This window comes from Streptomyces sp. NPDC001634 (genome assembly GCF_040298185.1).
In the GTDB taxonomy this organism is placed as follows: domain Bacteria; phylum Actinomycetota; class Actinomycetes; order Streptomycetales; family Streptomycetaceae; genus Streptomyces.
In genome coordinates, this window is the sequence record NZ_JBEOZU010000003.1 from 62,283 (window position 1) to 77,788 (window position 15,506).

15 protein-coding genes and 1 pseudogene are annotated in these 15,506 nt (G+C 69.5%); 11 read left to right on the top strand and 5 right to left on the bottom strand.

Annotated features, from left to right (window positions below; translation table 11 throughout):
• Positions 1–5: 5 nt before the first annotated feature.
• Both ABT186_RS02815 and ABT186_RS02820 read right to left on the bottom strand, forming a co-directional pair.
• Complete coding sequence (locus ABT186_RS02815) at positions 6–1,478, bottom strand: APC family permease (RefSeq protein ID WP_351233788.1); 1,473 nt, start codon at positions 1,476–1,478, stop codon at positions 6–8.
• A 326-nt stretch (positions 1,479–1,804) separates the two neighbouring features.
• Positions 1,805–2,734 carry a hypothetical protein gene (locus tag ABT186_RS02820; RefSeq protein WP_351923293.1) on the bottom strand — a complete coding sequence of 310 codons (930 nt, stop codon included), beginning with the start codon at positions 2,732–2,734 and terminating at the stop codon, positions 1,805–1,807.
• Between the two features lie 314 nt (positions 2,735–3,048).
• On the opposite strand from ABT186_RS02820, the gene ABT186_RS02825 reads away from it, so the two are divergent.
• The 4 genes and pseudogenes from ABT186_RS02825 to ABT186_RS02840 all read left to right on the top strand — a co-directional run bounded on the left by ABT186_RS02825 (position 3,049) and on the right by ABT186_RS02840 (position 5,907).
• Positions 3,049–3,405 carry a DUF805 domain-containing protein gene (locus ABT186_RS02825; RefSeq protein WP_351233785.1) on the top strand — a complete coding sequence of 119 codons (357 nt, stop codon included), beginning with the start codon at positions 3,049–3,051 and terminating at the stop codon, positions 3,403–3,405.
• Between the two features lie 74 nt (positions 3,406–3,479).
• Positions 3,480–3,701 (top strand): annotated as a pseudogene (locus ABT186_RS02830) (SAM-dependent methyltransferase); the annotation flags it as partial.
• Between the two features lie 554 nt (positions 3,702–4,255).
• Positions 4,256–4,753, top strand: a complete 498-nt coding sequence (locus tag ABT186_RS02835; RefSeq protein WP_351233783.1) for a carbonic anhydrase — start codon at positions 4,256–4,258, stop codon at positions 4,751–4,753.
• A 359-nt stretch (positions 4,754–5,112) separates the two neighbouring features.
• Positions 5,113–5,907 (top strand): polysaccharide deacetylase family protein, encoded by a 795-nt coding sequence (locus ABT186_RS02840; protein WP_351233781.1) that lies wholly within the window; start codon positions 5,113–5,115, stop codon positions 5,905–5,907.
• A gap of 112 nt (positions 5,908–6,019) precedes the next feature.
• On the opposite strand, the gene ABT186_RS02845 is transcribed toward ABT186_RS02840, so the two are convergent.
• From ABT186_RS02845 to ABT186_RS02855, 3 genes are read right to left on the bottom strand one after another with little or no spacing between them, the layout of a single operon-like run.
• The gene (locus ABT186_RS02845; RefSeq protein WP_351923295.1) at positions 6,020–6,238 is read right to left on the bottom strand and encodes a hypothetical protein; all 219 of its coding nucleotides are present in this window, start codon (positions 6,236–6,238) and stop codon (positions 6,020–6,022) included.
• A 31-nt stretch (positions 6,239–6,269) separates the two neighbouring features.
• Positions 6,270–7,145 (bottom strand): TolB family protein, encoded by an 876-nt coding sequence (locus ABT186_RS02850; RefSeq protein ID WP_351923297.1) that lies wholly within the window; start codon positions 7,143–7,145, stop codon positions 6,270–6,272.
• Positions 7,146–7,164: 19 nt separating this feature from the next.
• Positions 7,165–7,977: a maleylpyruvate isomerase family mycothiol-dependent enzyme gene (locus ABT186_RS02855; RefSeq protein ID WP_351233777.1), complete on the bottom strand. Its 813-nt coding sequence runs from the start codon at positions 7,975–7,977 to the stop codon at positions 7,165–7,167.
• 212 nt (positions 7,978–8,189) lie between these two features.
• Here ABT186_RS02855 and ABT186_RS02860 point away from each other — a divergent pair, with 212 nt between their 5' ends.
• The 7 genes from ABT186_RS02860 to ABT186_RS02890 are packed head-to-tail and all read left to right on the top strand — an operon-like array spanning position 8,190 to position 15,484.
• Positions 8,190–9,167, top strand: a complete 978-nt coding sequence (locus ABT186_RS02860) for an SCO3242 family prenyltransferase (RefSeq protein ID WP_351233775.1) — start codon at positions 8,190–8,192, stop codon at positions 9,165–9,167.
• Between the two features lie 33 nt (positions 9,168–9,200).
• Positions 9,201–10,046, top strand: a complete 846-nt coding sequence (locus ABT186_RS02865) for a sugar phosphate isomerase/epimerase family protein (RefSeq protein WP_351233773.1) — start codon at positions 9,201–9,203, stop codon at positions 10,044–10,046.
• 58 nt (positions 10,047–10,104) lie between these two features.
• A complete protein-coding gene (locus ABT186_RS02870) occupies positions 10,105–10,893 on the top strand; it encodes an EboA domain-containing protein (RefSeq protein WP_351233771.1) in 789 nt (262 codons plus the stop codon).
• 2 nt (positions 10,894–10,895) lie between these two features.
• On the top strand, positions 10,896–11,750 hold the full coding sequence (locus ABT186_RS02875; RefSeq protein ID WP_351233769.1) for a TatD family hydrolase: 855 nt from the start codon (positions 10,896–10,898) through the stop codon (positions 11,748–11,750).
• Positions 11,751–11,757: 7 nt separating this feature from the next.
• The gene (gene eboE, locus ABT186_RS02880; RefSeq protein ID WP_351233767.1) at positions 11,758–12,918 is read left to right on the top strand and encodes a metabolite traffic protein EboE; all 1,161 of its coding nucleotides are present in this window, start codon (positions 11,758–11,760) and stop codon (positions 12,916–12,918) included.
• Positions 12,915–14,306 (top strand): alkaline phosphatase family protein, encoded by a 1,392-nt coding sequence (locus ABT186_RS02885; protein ID WP_351923299.1) that lies wholly within the window; start codon positions 12,915–12,917, stop codon positions 14,304–14,306. Before eboE ends, ABT186_RS02885 begins: the two co-directional genes overlap by 4 nt.
• Positions 14,303–15,484, top strand: coding sequence for a cytochrome P450 (locus ABT186_RS02890; RefSeq protein WP_351233763.1), 1,182 nt, complete (start codon positions 14,303–14,305; stop codon positions 15,482–15,484). The genes ABT186_RS02885 and ABT186_RS02890 overlap by 4 nt, the downstream gene beginning before the upstream one ends.
• The last annotated feature ends 22 nt before the right edge of the window (positions 15,485–15,506 follow it).

The window sequence follows — 15,506 nt, forward strand, 5'->3', positions numbered from 1 at the left end:
ATCCCTCAGAAGTCGGTGGGCAGACCCTCGTGGGCACTGGAGAGCGCGGCCTCGTGGTCGCCGGGGACGTAGTCTGTCTCGACGGTGCGTGTGGCGTCCAGCCTCGCCGGCCGGTAGTAGTCACTCCCCCGCTTCCAGTACCAGAGCATCGGGATCAGCCCGACGGCCAGCCCACCGATACCGATGGCGACCGCGGCACTGCTCAGCTGGCCCAGCGACTCAATGAAGATCCAGAACATGAACAGTGCACCGAACAACGGCCACAGCCCCCCGAGCAGAAAGTTCGCGGGGGACTTCAACAGCATCTTGCGGTAGGCGACGACCACCGCAATGCCCGCCAGCCCGTAGTAGACGGCGATCTGCAGACCGATCGCCGAGATCGCATCGGAGAGGATCTCGCCCACCGAGCCCAGCGCGTTGGAGGCGATGAACATGACCAGCGCGACGGCGCCGACCACGACGATGGCGACCCACGGCGTGTTCCAGGTGCGGTGAACCCGCCCGAATGCGGTCGGCATCGTACGGTCGCGGCCCATCGCGAACAACGACCGCGTGACCTGGATGAGCGTGGTCTCCAGTGTGGCGATCGTGGACAGCATCACTGAGATGATGAGCAGCTTGCCGCCCCAGCCCGGCCAGATCGCCTCGCCGAGCGCTCCCAGCACGTTGGCGTCGTTGTCCTCGATCTGCTTGCCGGAGAGGATGACGTTCACTGCGATGGTGAACACCTCGAAGAGCAGAAAGACGATGCCCACCCCGATCAGTCCCGCAAGGCCGGTCGTACGACGGCTGTTGCGGGTCTCCTCGCTGAGGTTGCTGGTGACGTCCCAGCCCCAGTAGTAGAACGCGGCAATGAGCGCACCCGACGCGAAGCCGGCCATCCCGTGGAAGTGGCTGAAGCCGAGCCAGGACCAGTCGAAAGCGCGGGCGTTGCCGGTATGGAAGACGGCCAGGACCGCGAACAGCGCCAGGATGGCGAGTTCCACCCCGGACATGACGAGCTGGGCCCGCGCCGTCAGCCGGGCACCGCCGAGGACCACGAGCAGCATGATCAGGAACCATGCCGCGCCGACCGCCGTGGACAGCGCCGTGTTCTGTGCGAGTTTGCCGTCGAACAGGGCAAGCGTCATCGACCCTGCGGGCAGAGAGCCGGCGACCATGAAGATGGTCGCCGAGATCACCAGGGCCCATCCGCTGATGAAGCCGAGGAATGGGTGGAGGGTACGCCCGACCCACGAGTAACTGGCGCCCGCGTTCACGTCGATACGGCTGAGGTAGCTGAACGCCAGGGCGATGCCCAGCATGGGTATCGCGCAGTACAGAAGCGCTGCCGGACTGGCCAGCCCCACCGCACCGACGAGGACCGCTGTGGTCGCCGCCAGCGAGTACGCGGGGGCACTGCCTGCCACCGCCATGACCACGGTGTCGAACGTTCCCAGGGCGTTGGCCTGCAGCCCTCTGCCCCTGAAGTTGCTCATGGATGCGCTGCTTTCGGTCGTGCACGACGTGAGGGCGACCTGCCCCGACGACGTAAAGGGGGGAGGACAGCCGACCTGGCCCCCACAAAGGACTGTTGGTCCCGGAACCAGGGCAGGCAGGAGAGAGACGAGGCAAAGAAACGACAAGAGTGAGACGCCGCTTTAGCAGCCGGACACTCTGCGTGCTGATGTGGTGAGAGAGATGATAGACGAGACTATTGATAGTTCAAGAGCCGCTACGGAGCGTGATGCCTGTACCGGTGCGAACACCACCAACCGTGACACCGGTCCGAAAACGCAAGCCTGGTGGCGCCGCCGCGAGCAACCTACCGCGCCGTCACCGTCAAGTAGCCCGTCTTCTTCACGCGGCCGTGGTGGGCGACGACCGTCACGGGGTAGCGGCCCGGCTTGAGGCCGGCACGAATGGTGGCCGTGTTGAAGTAGCGCGGGTCGTCGCCGTCGGCGGACTTGGTGTCGTCGCGCTTGAGGTGCAGTACTTGAGTGAACGCCGGTGATGTGGCGGTCAGCCGCGTCTCCTCGCCCGGGTCCGGGTACACGTCGTGCCACCACACCACGACCTTCCCTCCGAGACGGACCCTGACGTCATGCCCGTGACCGCTGTCGGGGTAGCGGCGGGGCTCGTTGAAGTCGGGGCCGTAGGCCTTCCCGAGATAGTCGGGGTCGCCGGGCCAGGACGCGCGGACCGCCAGACGTTGCTCGGCGATGCGGTGGCCGTGCGGGCCGTACAGCTCGAACGTGTACGTGCCATCCGCCAAGTCGGACTTGAGCTCCGGCTGGACCGAGTACGCCCGGGGGTTGTAGAAGTCGAACAGCTTGTCGCGGACAAGACGCGCGGGCCTGGGCAGAGCCGAAGACCGTACCGTGAAGTCGGTGCCCTGCTCGCCCGGGTACAGATCGTCGAAGCGTAGCGCGACCGGCCCCCCGGGCCGGGCCACGCTCGACGGCACCGTAACTGTGAACGACGGGCGCTCGGAGGGCACCACATGAATCCTGTCGCGAGCCACGGTCTGGCCTGTGATGGCGACCGAGAGCGGGTACCAGCCAGGCTTGTCCGTCATGGCGAGGGTCGCCACGGCCCCGTAGGCGCCGTCCTTCCATCGCAGCCGTACGGGCGCTCCGAACGCCGGCGACTGGGCGGTCACCGCATCGTGTCCCTGGGCGCGGCTGACGCCGTCGAGCAGCATGGCGACCAGTTCCCCGGGGCGGGCGTCCAGTTGGCCGTTCAAGATCAGCACGGGCCGGCGGGGAGCAGTCGCAGGCGTGCTCGCCGCGTTGGGCGCGCCGTGCGCGGACGTGCTCGCCGAATCAGCGCACCCGCACAGCACGAGGCCGGCCGCTGCGATACCCACGGCCCTGGACCAATTCATCGTCTCCCCCAGTCATTGGTCATAGACAGAGATGGCGGAACGGCGCGTTCGGTTGTCTGCCGCCGACGGGAGATGGCAGGTTGCAGCAAATTGACGAGTACGCACCCGCGTGCATAGGTTCTGCGCTTGTCCTGATCCTGTCAGGTTGGCCAGGACTGTCACGTCGATCCCCGGGGGATGCATTGAACTGGTACGTCCAGGTGCTCAAGAAGTACGTAGTTTTCCGTGGGCGTGCTCGCCGCAAGGAATACTGGATGTTCACGCTGTTCAGCGCGATCATCTACATCGCACTGCTGGTCGCGGACGACTTCGTCGGGAACAAGGCGCTCTCCTCCATCTACACCGCCGCGACCCTGCTGCCCACCTTTGCCGTCACGGTTCGCCGACTGCACGACACCGACCGCTCCGGCTGGCTGATACTGGTCGGGCTGATCCCCCTCATCGGCGCCTTCGTCCTGCTGGCTTTCATGGCCAATGAAGGCACCCCGGGCCAGAACAAGCACGGCGTGAACCCGAAGGAGAACCTGGTGCTCGCCTGACGCCGCCGGATCACGTGCGTGCGCCACACTGCTCGGCCATGGCGAGGAGGGTGGCGCACGTCTGGATTCGCCGCGTGACCGAGCTCTCTTACCTCGCTGCCGTCCGGGAGTCGTACGACACCGTCGCCGCTCACTACGCGGACCGCGTCAGGACTCCTGCGGAGTTGGATCCCCTGTCGCGCTCGATGCCGGCAGCGCTCGCCGAACTCGTGCACATATATCCGGCCCTGCGGTTCGCTGTGGGTTCCATGACAGCGCTGGAGATCGGGAACGACGAGCTCGGCGACGTCCTGGCACGCCAAGAGGACGATCGCGAGCTTCTTGGCCCGCAAACCATAACCGCCCCGGGCTCGGCCCGCGGAAACTGGAGCAACCATGGCGCCCGGGATACCAAGTCCGCCCGGACAGAGGTGAGTTCCCCGACGGCTCCCTGCGTCGCCTGCCGGGGGCTCATCAGGCGCTGAATACGCCGCCCGAGCCCGCTCTGTGGGCCGTCGGTGGCAAAGTAGCCCGCGCTCGCTTGCGCCTGCTGCCAGGTCACCCGCACCACGCTCAACAATTGCCCCGGTCAAGACACAGGGACGTGCCTGAGCAGCACCGAGGAGAACGACCGATGGACAGAGCCGGGCGTCCGGATCGTAGAGCTCTACTGGCCGGCGGACTTGCGGCCGCCGCGGTCGCGCTTGCAGGGTGCTCACCTACGAGCGCCACGCCGGCGGAGACCAGCGCTTCACCGGAAGCGCAGCCAACCACTCCCGCCGCGGCATTCGCAAGACTGATGGAGGGCAACCAGCGGTGGGTGACCGGAGACCTTCAACACCCCGACAGGGATCCGACCCGGCGTCAGTTCGTGGCCCAGAAGCAGAAGCCGTTCGGGGCGGTCCTCTCCTGCATCGACTCCCGAGTGCCCCCTGAACTCCTTTTCGACACCGGGCTCGGCGATCTTTACGTGATGCGCACGGGCGGGGAGGCCGTCGGCCCGGTGGTCACTGGTTCTGTCGAGTACGGGCCCATGACGAGTGGCACCCCGCTCATCGTGGTCCTCGGGCATCAGCGCTGCGGCGCCATCGAGGCGGCATACAAGTCCATTCGTGACGGCAAGCCGCTGCCCGGCAACCTGCAGGCGATCGCAAAGGCTCTGCGGCCGGCATACGAGCAGGCAGTCCGGGAAGGCGGCCCCGACCCGGTCGAGACCATGACTCGTGCCCAGGTCAAGTTGACCGCGACTGATCTGCGCTCCAACCAGGACCTCGCCCCACTCGTGGGAAAGGGTGCCCTTGCCGTGGTCGGCGCCTACTACTCGCTCGACACCGGAAAGGTGGAAGTCCTGACGGGCGCACCCTCCTGAACCGTGCCGCGTCCTGGTTCGGCAGTGCGGCACGTCGCCGGTCCACCTCCGCCACCTGCTCCGGGACGGCGTGCGCGCACCAGGGGATGCGGCCCGCATCGAGCGCCTCCCGCCATGGGCGCGGGCTACTCCCCTGACCGGTACCGCGGAACACCGTCTCGTCCGCAGCCAGGACCGTGCCCAGCAGCCCAGAGTTGCCGGGCCCCGCCGTCGTGGTCAAGCACTTGCCATCCCGTCAGAGCCTGTCGTAAAAATCCCGCGGAATTGTCCGTGATTGGTAACGGACGGATCCCGCGGCGGTGTTCTCCCGTCCTGACAGGTGCACGGGACCCACGGAGACGGCAAGGAACGGGGCGGACATGGTGTGGCGTGAAGGACGGGGTTGGTACGGCCGGGTGCTCGCGGCGGCGGTCGGAGTGACGGCGGTGGCCGCCGCCACCACGGTGTGGACCGCGCAGGCCGGTCCCGTCGAGGATCAGCACCCGGGCTCGGGCATCTCGGCGCACCCCTCGGCGCCGAACTCCCGGTCGCAGGGCTCCGGAAGGACGCCGGTGTCAGTGGACATCGCCCATGCCTCGGACCGCGGCGCCCGGGGCGTCAACATCACCATCGACGACGGACCGGACCCGGTGTGGACACCGCGGGTGCTGCAAGTGCTGCGGGACAACGGCGTGAAGGCCACGTTCTGCATGGTGGGCACACAGGCCCAAGCCCACCCCGATCTGGTCAAGGCGGTGGTGGCGGCCGGGCACCGGCTGTGTGACCACACGGTGTCGCACGACATCTCCATGGGCACCAAGTCTGAGGCCTACCAGTCACAGCAGATTCTGGACGCCGAACGCATGATCACCGAGGCGTCGGGGGGCGTTCAGCCGCTGTACTACCGTGCCCCGGGCGGTGCCTTCACCCCGTACAGCCGGCGGATCGCCGCGTCCCAGGGGATGCGACCCCTGGGCTGGAACGTCGACTCCAAGGACTTCGAGCGTCCCGGAGCGGGCGCCATCGTCGCCACCGTGAAGAAAGAGATCTCCAACGGCCCGACCGTCCTGTTCCACGACGCAGGCGGAGACCGCTCCCAGACCGTGGCCGCGCTGCGCGAGGTCCTGCCGTGGCTGAAGCAGCAGGGGTACTCCTTCGGCTTCCCGGTGCGCTGAGCACGGCTCACCCGCCGGGGAGCAGATCGGGTGGCGTGGCATTGGGCCGGCCATTCACGAAGCGCTCCCGGGACGCGACTGTGACCGGGCGCACCGACGCCCGGCCATACCGTCAGCGCAGCCGTAGGAGGAAGAAGTCCCCTCTCTTGTTGGTGTCCCCCGGCACCCAGTCGTCCTTCCAGGACTGGAACGCCGCCACGCGCGCGTGCCCGTCGAAGACGAGGGCCATACCGGTGTCGTCGGCCGGCAGCAACCGTGTACGGTCCGTGCGCACGTCCCGTACGTACTCGCGGTGTCCCACCATGAGGACGTACTCGCCGGTCGTACCCACGAACACTCCCGCCCGTGTGGACGCCGTCGGATCACCCGGCGCGTCGAGCGTGCGCGTGCTGCCCGTGTCCAGATCGCGCAGGTGGCCGCCGGTGTGCCGGGCACCGGGAACCATCCTGTTCGACGCCGAGTTGAACAGGACGTATCTGCCGTCGGAGCTGATGCCTGCGAGCTTCGAAGGGATCGAAATGGTGTTGCTGCCGTCGTAGGTGACGTCGACGCGCTCGGCTCGCCCGGTGGCGCGTCGTCATGCGTAGACGTATCCGACGGGCGGCCCGGACACCTTGGGCTCGTCCGTCGAGTAGGCGACGGCGCTCCCGTCCGGGGTGATGTGCGGACCGTACGCCTTCGCGGTCCCCGCCCGGGCCTGGCGCGGCGCTCACCCGCCGTGTCATGCCCGTCCACAAGTCCCGTACGTAGACGCGGACGTCGCCGTGCAGGCCCAGCGGGAACCACGGCTCGGCCCCGGCCACGAAGGCGACGTACCGGCCGTCGGCGCACATCGACGAGTCGCGCGAGACGATACCGAAACCCTTGTCGAGGCCCACGTTGACCTTGGTGGTGCGGCCGGTACGCAGATCGCGGACGTAGACGTCGGACTGCCGTCCGGGCGGACCGCTGTGCACGGGGTAGGGCCACTCCGACGTGAACGCCACATAGCGGCCGTTGGCGCTCAGGGCCGGCTGATAGGCCTTGGCGTTGGCGGGCGCACCCGAGCCCTGGGCGGTCAAGCGCACGATGAGGCCGGTGCGTACGTCTTTGACGAAGACGTCGCGGAGGCGGTTGGTGTCGCCGGGCACGAGATGTGTCGCGTCGGACTCGAAGGCGACGTGTCGTCCGTCGGCGCTGATCGACGGGGCCATGGAGTCGCCGTCGCCCTGTGCACCGTCGACGGCGCCGCGTACCACGAGGGGTACGCAGCCGATTTCAGAAGGCCGTGTGGGCGAACCAGTAGTCGAGTGCCGTGATCTCTCCCGAGACCTCGAAGGCGGTCTCCCGGTACGACCGCCGCCCATAAAGCAGCAGCAGGACGTCCGCCGCCTGCCCCCGCACCACCGTCTGCGCCTCGAATGGCGCGGCGTCGGCTCCTGGCCGCGGCAGCAGGCCGAAGCCGTGCGGATCCAGCCGCACCCGCCACTCCTCACCGGTCCCGCCGGCCGAGTCCGTACACCGGAAAGCGATGGTCTCGCCGTTGCCGTGCAGCTTTGTCACTCCCGGGGCGAAGACACCCGCGTAGGGGAGGTTGACGAGGAACTCGTCCACCCCGTCCGCCGCCAGCACGGGGTCGATGTCCGGCTCCCGGCCGACGGCGCGCTCCGCGTCCGCCCTGTGCACCAGCGTTTCGAACAGCATCCGGCGGGCCCAGAACCGCGCGTGCTGGTCCTCCCCCCAGGACCACATCGCCGCTCCGGGATCCACGCCTCGCAACACGGCGGCCACTCCGGATACGCCCGCTGCCACCCATTCGGCGTACTCCTCGGCGTGTTCCGGCAGCCCCAGGTCCACGTCGCGGCTGCGGGGCGGCTCCTGCACCAACCGGGTCAGCAGCGTGCAGAACCAGCGCTGCAGCGCTCCCACGTGCCGGGTCAGCTCGGCAAGCGTCCAGTCGGGGCAGGGGGGCACGGCGGTCGCAGGAGCCACGCCTTTGACCACCTCGGCGAAGTGCAGGGTCTCCCGCTCGATCGCCTGCCGGTAGGTGTCGTACGGCAGAGGGTGCCTCGCCCCGCTCGTCGTCTCCATCTTCTGCCGCCTTTCTGTCCGCAGCACGGCTCCCGTCGTGATCAGTGTGGAGGCTGGAGTCCACTCCAAGGCAAATCCGAGCAGTGACCTCACGACCCTCGCCATCCACACAGGGACGCCATGGGCAAGACCGCCTCATGTCGGCTTCACCACACGAAATACACCTCGCAGACTGATGAATCTTCAAGCAAACCGTGGGTAGGGTGCACTCCATGAAAGATCGGAAAGCGGTACTCCGATTCGGTTCCCGGTCTGCCTCACTCCTTCCTGACCTCATCCAACTCGTCCGCGCCCCAGCCGCGTTGAGCGTGCCCGGCGACGTCCTCGTGGGAGCAGCCGCGACCGGGAGTCCGGTCGGGATCCGCACACTGGGCGCGATGGGGTCCTCCGTCTGCCTCTACTGGGCCGGCATGGCCCTCAACGACTACGCCGACGCCGCGGTCGACGCCGTGGAGCGCCCGCAACGGCCCATCCCGTCGGGCCGAGTGCCCCGGCGTACTGCTCTGGGCGTGGCCTGCGGTCTGACGGCCGCCGGTCTTGGTCTGGCCTTCACCGCCGCCGGTCGGCGGGGCCTCGTGCGGGCGTTACCGCTGGCGGGGGTCGTATGGGCGTACGACCTGAAGCTGAAGTCGACTCCGGCCGGTCCCGTGGCGATGGCCTCGGCTCGCGCTCTTGACGTGTTGATGGGAGCGCTCCCGGTCGGGGACCGGCGTCTGTGGCGGCAGGCGGCCGTCCCTGCCGCCCTCATCGGCGCCCACACCTACACGGTGACCGAGCTCAGTCGCCGCGAGGTGACGGGTGCGACGGCCGGGCTGCCCGCCACGACCCTGGCTGCGTCGGCCGCTACGGCGATCGCCGTAGCCGCGCCACCAGTGCGCACGGCCGCCAGGCTGCTCCGGCAAGCCGACGGAACCCCGGCCACGCGACGATTTCGCCGCGCCTTCCTCCACGCCGGAGTGGCCGTCGCCGCCACCCTCTCGTACGCAGCCACGTACGGCACCGCGCAGGTCAGGGCCGTGCGCAAGCCGTCCGGCGCCAACGTCCAACGGGCCGTGGGAGCCGGAATCCTGTCCCTGATGCCCCTGCAGGCGGCTCTGACCGCCCGTGCCGGAGCGCCGGCCGCCGCCGCGGTCCTCGGAGTCGGCCATCCGCTGGCGCGACGGCTGGCCCGGCGCATATCCCCGACCTGAAGGACCTCAAAGCCCTGCAAGGAGCCGCCCGCAATGCCCACACCCCCCGCACCCCTCAGATTCGGCTACGGCACCAACGGCTTCACACACCACCGGCTCGGCGACGTCCTCGCCGTCCTGGCCGACCTCGGCTACGACGGCGTGGCACTCACCCTCGACCACGTCCATCTCGATCCGTACGCCGATGACCTGCCCCGGCGCGTCACCGCTCTGTCCAAGAAACTCGCGCGGTACGGCCTGGACGTCACGGTCGAGACTGGCGCCCCGTATCTGCTCGACCCCCGTGGAAAGCACCTTCCGACCCTCATGTCGGACGGGGCCGAGCTCCGGATCGACCTGCTGCGCAGGGCCGTCCGCATTGCGGCCGACCTCGGCTCCCCCACCGTCCATCTGTGCAGCGGTCCCGGGCCGGAAGGGCTGCCGGAGGCGGACTCGTTCAAGCGGCTTGCGGCCGGCGTGGGGACGGTTCTGGAGACGGCGGAGAAGTACGGCGTGGCACTCGCCTTCGAGCCGGAGCCGTACATGTTCGTCGACACGGTGGAGCGCTGCCTGCACCTTGCGGAACTGGTCGGCGGGCACGACGGGTTCGGCCTCACACTGGACATCGGACACGCGTACTGCGTGGAGGACCAACCCCTGCTGGACTGCCTGCAGTTGGCGGCCCCGCGGATGCTCAACGTGCAGATCGAGGACATGCGCCGCGGCGTCCACCGGCACCTCGAATTCGGCACCGGCGAGATCGACTTCCCGCCCGTGCTGACCGCCCTGCGCGAACTCGGGCACCGCGGCCTGGTCTCCGTCGAGATTCAGGGCGGCGCTCTGGACGCTCCCGAAGTCGCCCGTCGCTCCCTGGAGTTCCTGCGCGCCGCGGTGGCCTGACGTCCGGACCGCACAACCCTTCCCCTCATTCCTCCACCCCACAGGAGGTTGTCCCGCCATGACCCCGACAGGTCTGCTCCCGCCGGCTCCCCCGGACCCCCGCCCTGCCCTCCTCCCCGATGCTCTCTCCGCCTCGGCCCGCATCTGGCTCGCCGAGGCGGCCACCCGCATCGCCGCCGAACCCTCCGCGATCCGCGCCCTCTTCCCCGCCGCCCGAAGACGGTGCGGGCATGCCCGGCTGGACGCGCACTGGACCACCGACGAGGCGGCCCGGGCCGTTCTGCTCACCGCCCTGCCCCTGCAGGGCCGCGCCCTCGCCGACGAGGTGGCAGGCCTGTACCGGCACGGCGATCCGGCCGAACAACGTGCCGTCCTCCGGACGTTGCCCCTGCTTGGCTCCCCGGCCGCCGGGCCCGGCGACGACCCGCTCGGCGAAGTCGCCCTGTCCCTCGTCCGCGAGGCCCTGCGCGGCAACGACACCAGCGTCATCGAGGCCGCCCTCGGCCCGTACGCGGCCGCGCACCTACCGGACGCCGAGTACCGGCAGGCCGTCCTCAAGTGCGTCTTCTACGAGATCCCCCTCGCCCGCATCTTCGGCCTCCACGCCCGCACCGACGCCGAACTGGCCCGGATGCTGGCCGACTTCGCGCACGAGCGGATCGCCGCCGGACGGGACGTACCACCGGACATCTGGCCCGTGGTCCGGCCCTTCCCGGCCGTCGCGGACGCCTTCGCCACCCGGGCACATTCCGTCGCGCCCACCCGTCGGGCCGCCGCCGAGAGCGCCCTGGCAGCACTCCGCGGGGACGCCGCGACATCACTCGGAGACATCGAGGAAGAGGCCTGACCATGCGCATCTTCGATCCCCACATCCACATGACCTCCCGCACCACCGACGACTACGAGGCCATGCACACGGCCGGGGTGCGCGCCGTCGTCGAACCCGCCTTCTGGCTGGGTCAGCCCCGCACCTCGCCCGAGAGCTTCTACGACTACTTCGACTCTCTGCTCGGCTGGGAGCCCTACCGGGCCGGGCAGTTCGGCATCCAGCACTTCTGCACCATGGCGCTCAACCCGAAGGAGGCGAACGACCCTCGCTGCACACCCGTCCTGGACGAACTCGACCGCTACCTCGCCAAGGACCGGGTCGTGGCCGTCGGTGAGATCGGCTATGACTCGATGACGCCCGAGGAGGACGAGGCGCTCGCCCGCCAGCTCCAACTCGCCGTCGACCACGGCCTGCCCGCCCTTGTGCACACCCCGCACCGGGACAAGGCCGTCGGCACCCGTCGCACCCTGGACGTCGTACGGGAGTCCGGTATCGACCCGGAACTCGTGCTCCTCGACCACCTCAACGAACTCACCGTCGGCATGGTCCTCGACAGCGGCTGCTGGGCCGGGTTCTCGATCTACCCGAGGACGAAGATGAGCGAGGACCGCATGGTCGAGATCCTCAAGGAGCACGGAACCGATCGCGTCCTCATCAACTCGGCCGCCGACTGGGGACGTTCGGATCCGCTCAAGACACGGAAGACCGCCGACGCGATGCTCGCCGCCGGGTTCGACGAGAACGCGGTGGACCGGGTGATGTGGCGCAACCCCGTCGCCTTCTACGGGCAGAGCGGCCGACTGGACCTCGACGAGCCCAAGCCGGACGAAACCTCGACCTTCCAGGGCAACTCCATCCGCCGCGGGGGAGAGTGAGGGCCGCATGCGTTTCCGTCATCCGGGCGGCACCGCTGTCCACCTCGGTTACTGCAGCAACGTCCACCAGGCGGAGGACCTGGCCGGAGTCATCGGCCAACTGGCTGCCTACGCCGAACCCGTGCGCGGGCGCCTCGGTGTCGACCGGCTCGGCATCGGCCTGTGGCTCGCCCATGGCGTCGTGGCGGAACTCGCCAAGGACGAACGGCAGTTGGTCCGCCTGCGGCACGAGCTCTCGGCGCGCGGCCTGGAAACCGTCACCCTCAACGCCTTCCCCTACGCCGGATTCCATCGCGAGGTCGTCAAGAAGGACGTATACCTCCCCGACTGGGCCGACGAGACACGGCTGCACCACACCCTCGACTGCGCGCGGGCGCTCGCCGCGCTCCTGCCGGACGATGCCCAGCGGGGCAGCGTATCCACGCTCCCGCTGGCCTGGCGCGAGCCATGGCCCCCCGAGCGTGCCGACGCCGCGCGGCGCGCCCTGGAGCGGCTGACCGCCGGGCTCGCGCAGATCGAGGCGGAGACCGGCCGCCGGATCCGTGTCGGATTCGAGCCGGAACCGGGCTGCGTGGTGGAGACCACCGCCCAGGCGGTGCGGGAGCTCGGCGGCCTCGACCCGGAGCGGCTCGGCATCTGCCTCGATGCCTGCCACCTCGCGGTGCAGTTCGAGGAACCGGCGGCCGCACTGCGCAGGCTGGCGGACGCCGGGCTTCCGGTCGTGAAGCTCCAGGCGTCGTGCGCCGTCGAGGCCGGAGATCCTGCGGACCCCGCCGCCCGGGAGGCCCTGCGGCGGCTCGCCGAACCCCGCTTCCTCCACCAGACCCGCACCGTGCGCGGCAGCCAGGTGCTTGCGGCCGACGACCTGCCGGACGCCCTGGACGGCGCACTGCCCACGGACGCCGGCCCCTGGCGCGTCCACTTCCACGCCCCGCTGCACGCGGAACCCGAACCGCCCCTGCGTACCACCGCCGACCAGCTCGAAACGGTACTCGCCGAACTCGTGGGTGGCCCGGTGGCCGACTGCGACCACATCGAGGTCGAGACGTACACCTGGTCCGTCCTCCCCGGACCCCCCACCGACCTCGCCGACGGCATCGCCGCCGAACTCACCTGGGCCCGCGACCGGCTGGCCGGACTCGGTCTCAAGGAGGAACACGCCTCATGACTCGCCCGGTCGTCGTGCTCGACATCGTCGGGCTCACCCCAAACCTGCTGCGCCATATGCCCGCCGTCGCCGCCCTCGGCGAACGCGGATTCCGGGCCCGGCTCGACACCGTGCTGCCCGCCGTCACCTGCACCGTCCAGTCCACACTCCTGACCGGCGAACACCCGTCCGCACACGGGGCGGTGGCCAACGGCTGGTACTTCCGCGACCTGGGCGAGGTGATGCTGTGGCGCCAGCACAACGCGCTCGTCGGCGGCGAAAAGCTCTGGGACACCGCCCGCAGGGCCAAGCCCGGCTACACGGTCGCCAACGTCTGCTGGTGGTACGCCATGGGCGCCGACGTCGACTGGACGGTCACCCCGCGGCCCATCTACTACTCCGACGGGCGCAAGGAACCCGACTGCTACACCTGGCCGCCCTCCCTGCACACCGACCTCACCGAACGCCTGGGTCCTTTCCCCTTGTTCACGTACTGGGGACCGAACGCCGGGCTGCCCTCCACCCAGTGGATCCTCGGCGCCGCCCGCCAGATCTACGACGAACACCACCCCGACCTCACCCTCGTCTACGTTCCGCACCTGGACTACGAGCCCCAGCGGTCCGGCCCCGACTCATCCGCGACCATCCGCGCAGCGCGCCAACTCGACGCGGCTCTCGGTCCGTTGATCGACCACTTTCTGCACGCCGGTGCCGTGGTGGTCGCCCTGAGCGAGTACGGCATCATGCCCGTCTCGCGCCCTGTGGACATCAACCGGGCCCTTCGCCGCGCGGGGCTGCTGGAGGTCCACACACAGGACGGAATGGAGTACCTCGACCCGTGGACCTCCCGCGCCTTCGCCGTCGCCGACCATCAGGTCGCCCACGTCTACGTCAAGGACCCGGCAGACATGGACACGGTCACCAAACTCCTCGGCGACCTCGACGGCATCGACCAGGTTCTGGACGCGGCGGGCAAGCAGGCCCACGGCCTGGCCCACGAGCGCTCCGGCGAACTGGTCGCCGTTGCCGCGCCGGACGCCTGGTTCACGTACTACTACTGGCTGGATGACGCCCGGGCTCCGGACTTCGCCCGCCAGGTCGAGATCCACCGCAAGCCCGGCTACGACCCGGCCGAGCTGCTCTACGACGACACCGTGCCGGCGGTGAAGCTGCGCGCGGCAGGACAAGTGGCCCGCAAGAAGCTCGGCTTCCGCTACCGAATCCGCACCGTCCCCCTGGACCCGTCCGGCGTACGCGGCAGCCACGGCCGGCTGCCCACCGACCCGGACCACGGGCCGGTCCTGCTCTGCTCCGAGCACCAGCAGGCACGGCAGGCATACGCCGCTACCGAGGTGAAGAGCCTGTTGCTCACCCTGGCAGGACTCGACGAAGGAGGGCAGCCCGCATGACCCACCCGCCCCTCCCCATCGACCGCCCGATGCTCGATCCGGCCCCCGAATACGCCAAGTGGCGCGCCGAGGAACCGATCCGACGCGTGACCATCTGGGGCGACAACAGCCCCTGGCTGATCACCCGCCACGCCCACGCCCGAGCCGTCCTCGCCGACACCCGCTTCAGCGCCGACGGCACCCGCGACGGCTTTCCCGGCCTGCGGCCCCAAGCCCCACCCCGCGGACCGGGCCAGTTCTTCCTCATGGACCCACCCGACCACACCCGTCTGCGGCGCATGCTGATCCCCGACTTCACCTTCCGCCGCATCGAGCAACTGCGCCCGGCCATCGCCCGCATCTGCGGCGAGCTCCTCGACCGCATGACCGCCGACGGCGCGAGGGAGGCCGACCTCATCGAGGCCTACGCCCTCCCCCAGCCGTCCCTGGTCATGTGTGAGCTGCTCGGCGTTCCCTACGAGGACCACGACTTCTTCCAGAGCCAGGCCCTCGCCTTCACCAGCTTTGCCGCGGGGCCCGATGAGATCCTGACTGCCCGCAAGGCCCTCTACGGCTACCTCGCCGACCTGCTGGTCGCCCGCAGCCGGGAACCCGCCGACGACCTGGTCTCCCGCCTCGCCACCGACCGGGTGGCAACGGGCGAGGCCACCTTGGAGGAAGCCGTCGGGGTGGCGTTCACGCTGCTGCTGGCGGGCCACGAGACGACCGCGCACATGTTCCCACTGTCGGTTGTTGCCCTGCTTCGCCACCCGGATCAGCTCGCCGTGCTCCGTGCGGAGCCACGACTGTGGCCGGACGCAGTCGAGGAGCTCCTGCGCTACCTGACCGTGTCCCACTTCGGGTTGCGACGCATCGCGACCGAGGACGTCGAGATCGACGGCGTCCTCATCCGCGCCGGTGACGGCGTTGTCGTGTCCCTTCAGGCCGCCAACCGCGATCCCTCCGTCTTCGCCGACCCCGACGAACTGGACGTCCGCCGCAACACCACCGGCCACCTGGCCTTCGGCCATGGACTCCACCAGTGCGTCGGCCAATCGCTCGCGCGCGCAGAACTCCACATCGGCCTGCCCGCCCTCTTCGACCGCCTCCCCGGCCTGCGCACCACTGCCCCTCCCGAGGACTTCGCCCTGCCCGGGACCGCCATCCACGGCCTGAGCGCGTTGCCCGTGGGATGGTGAAGGCCATGGGTGATCTGCCCGG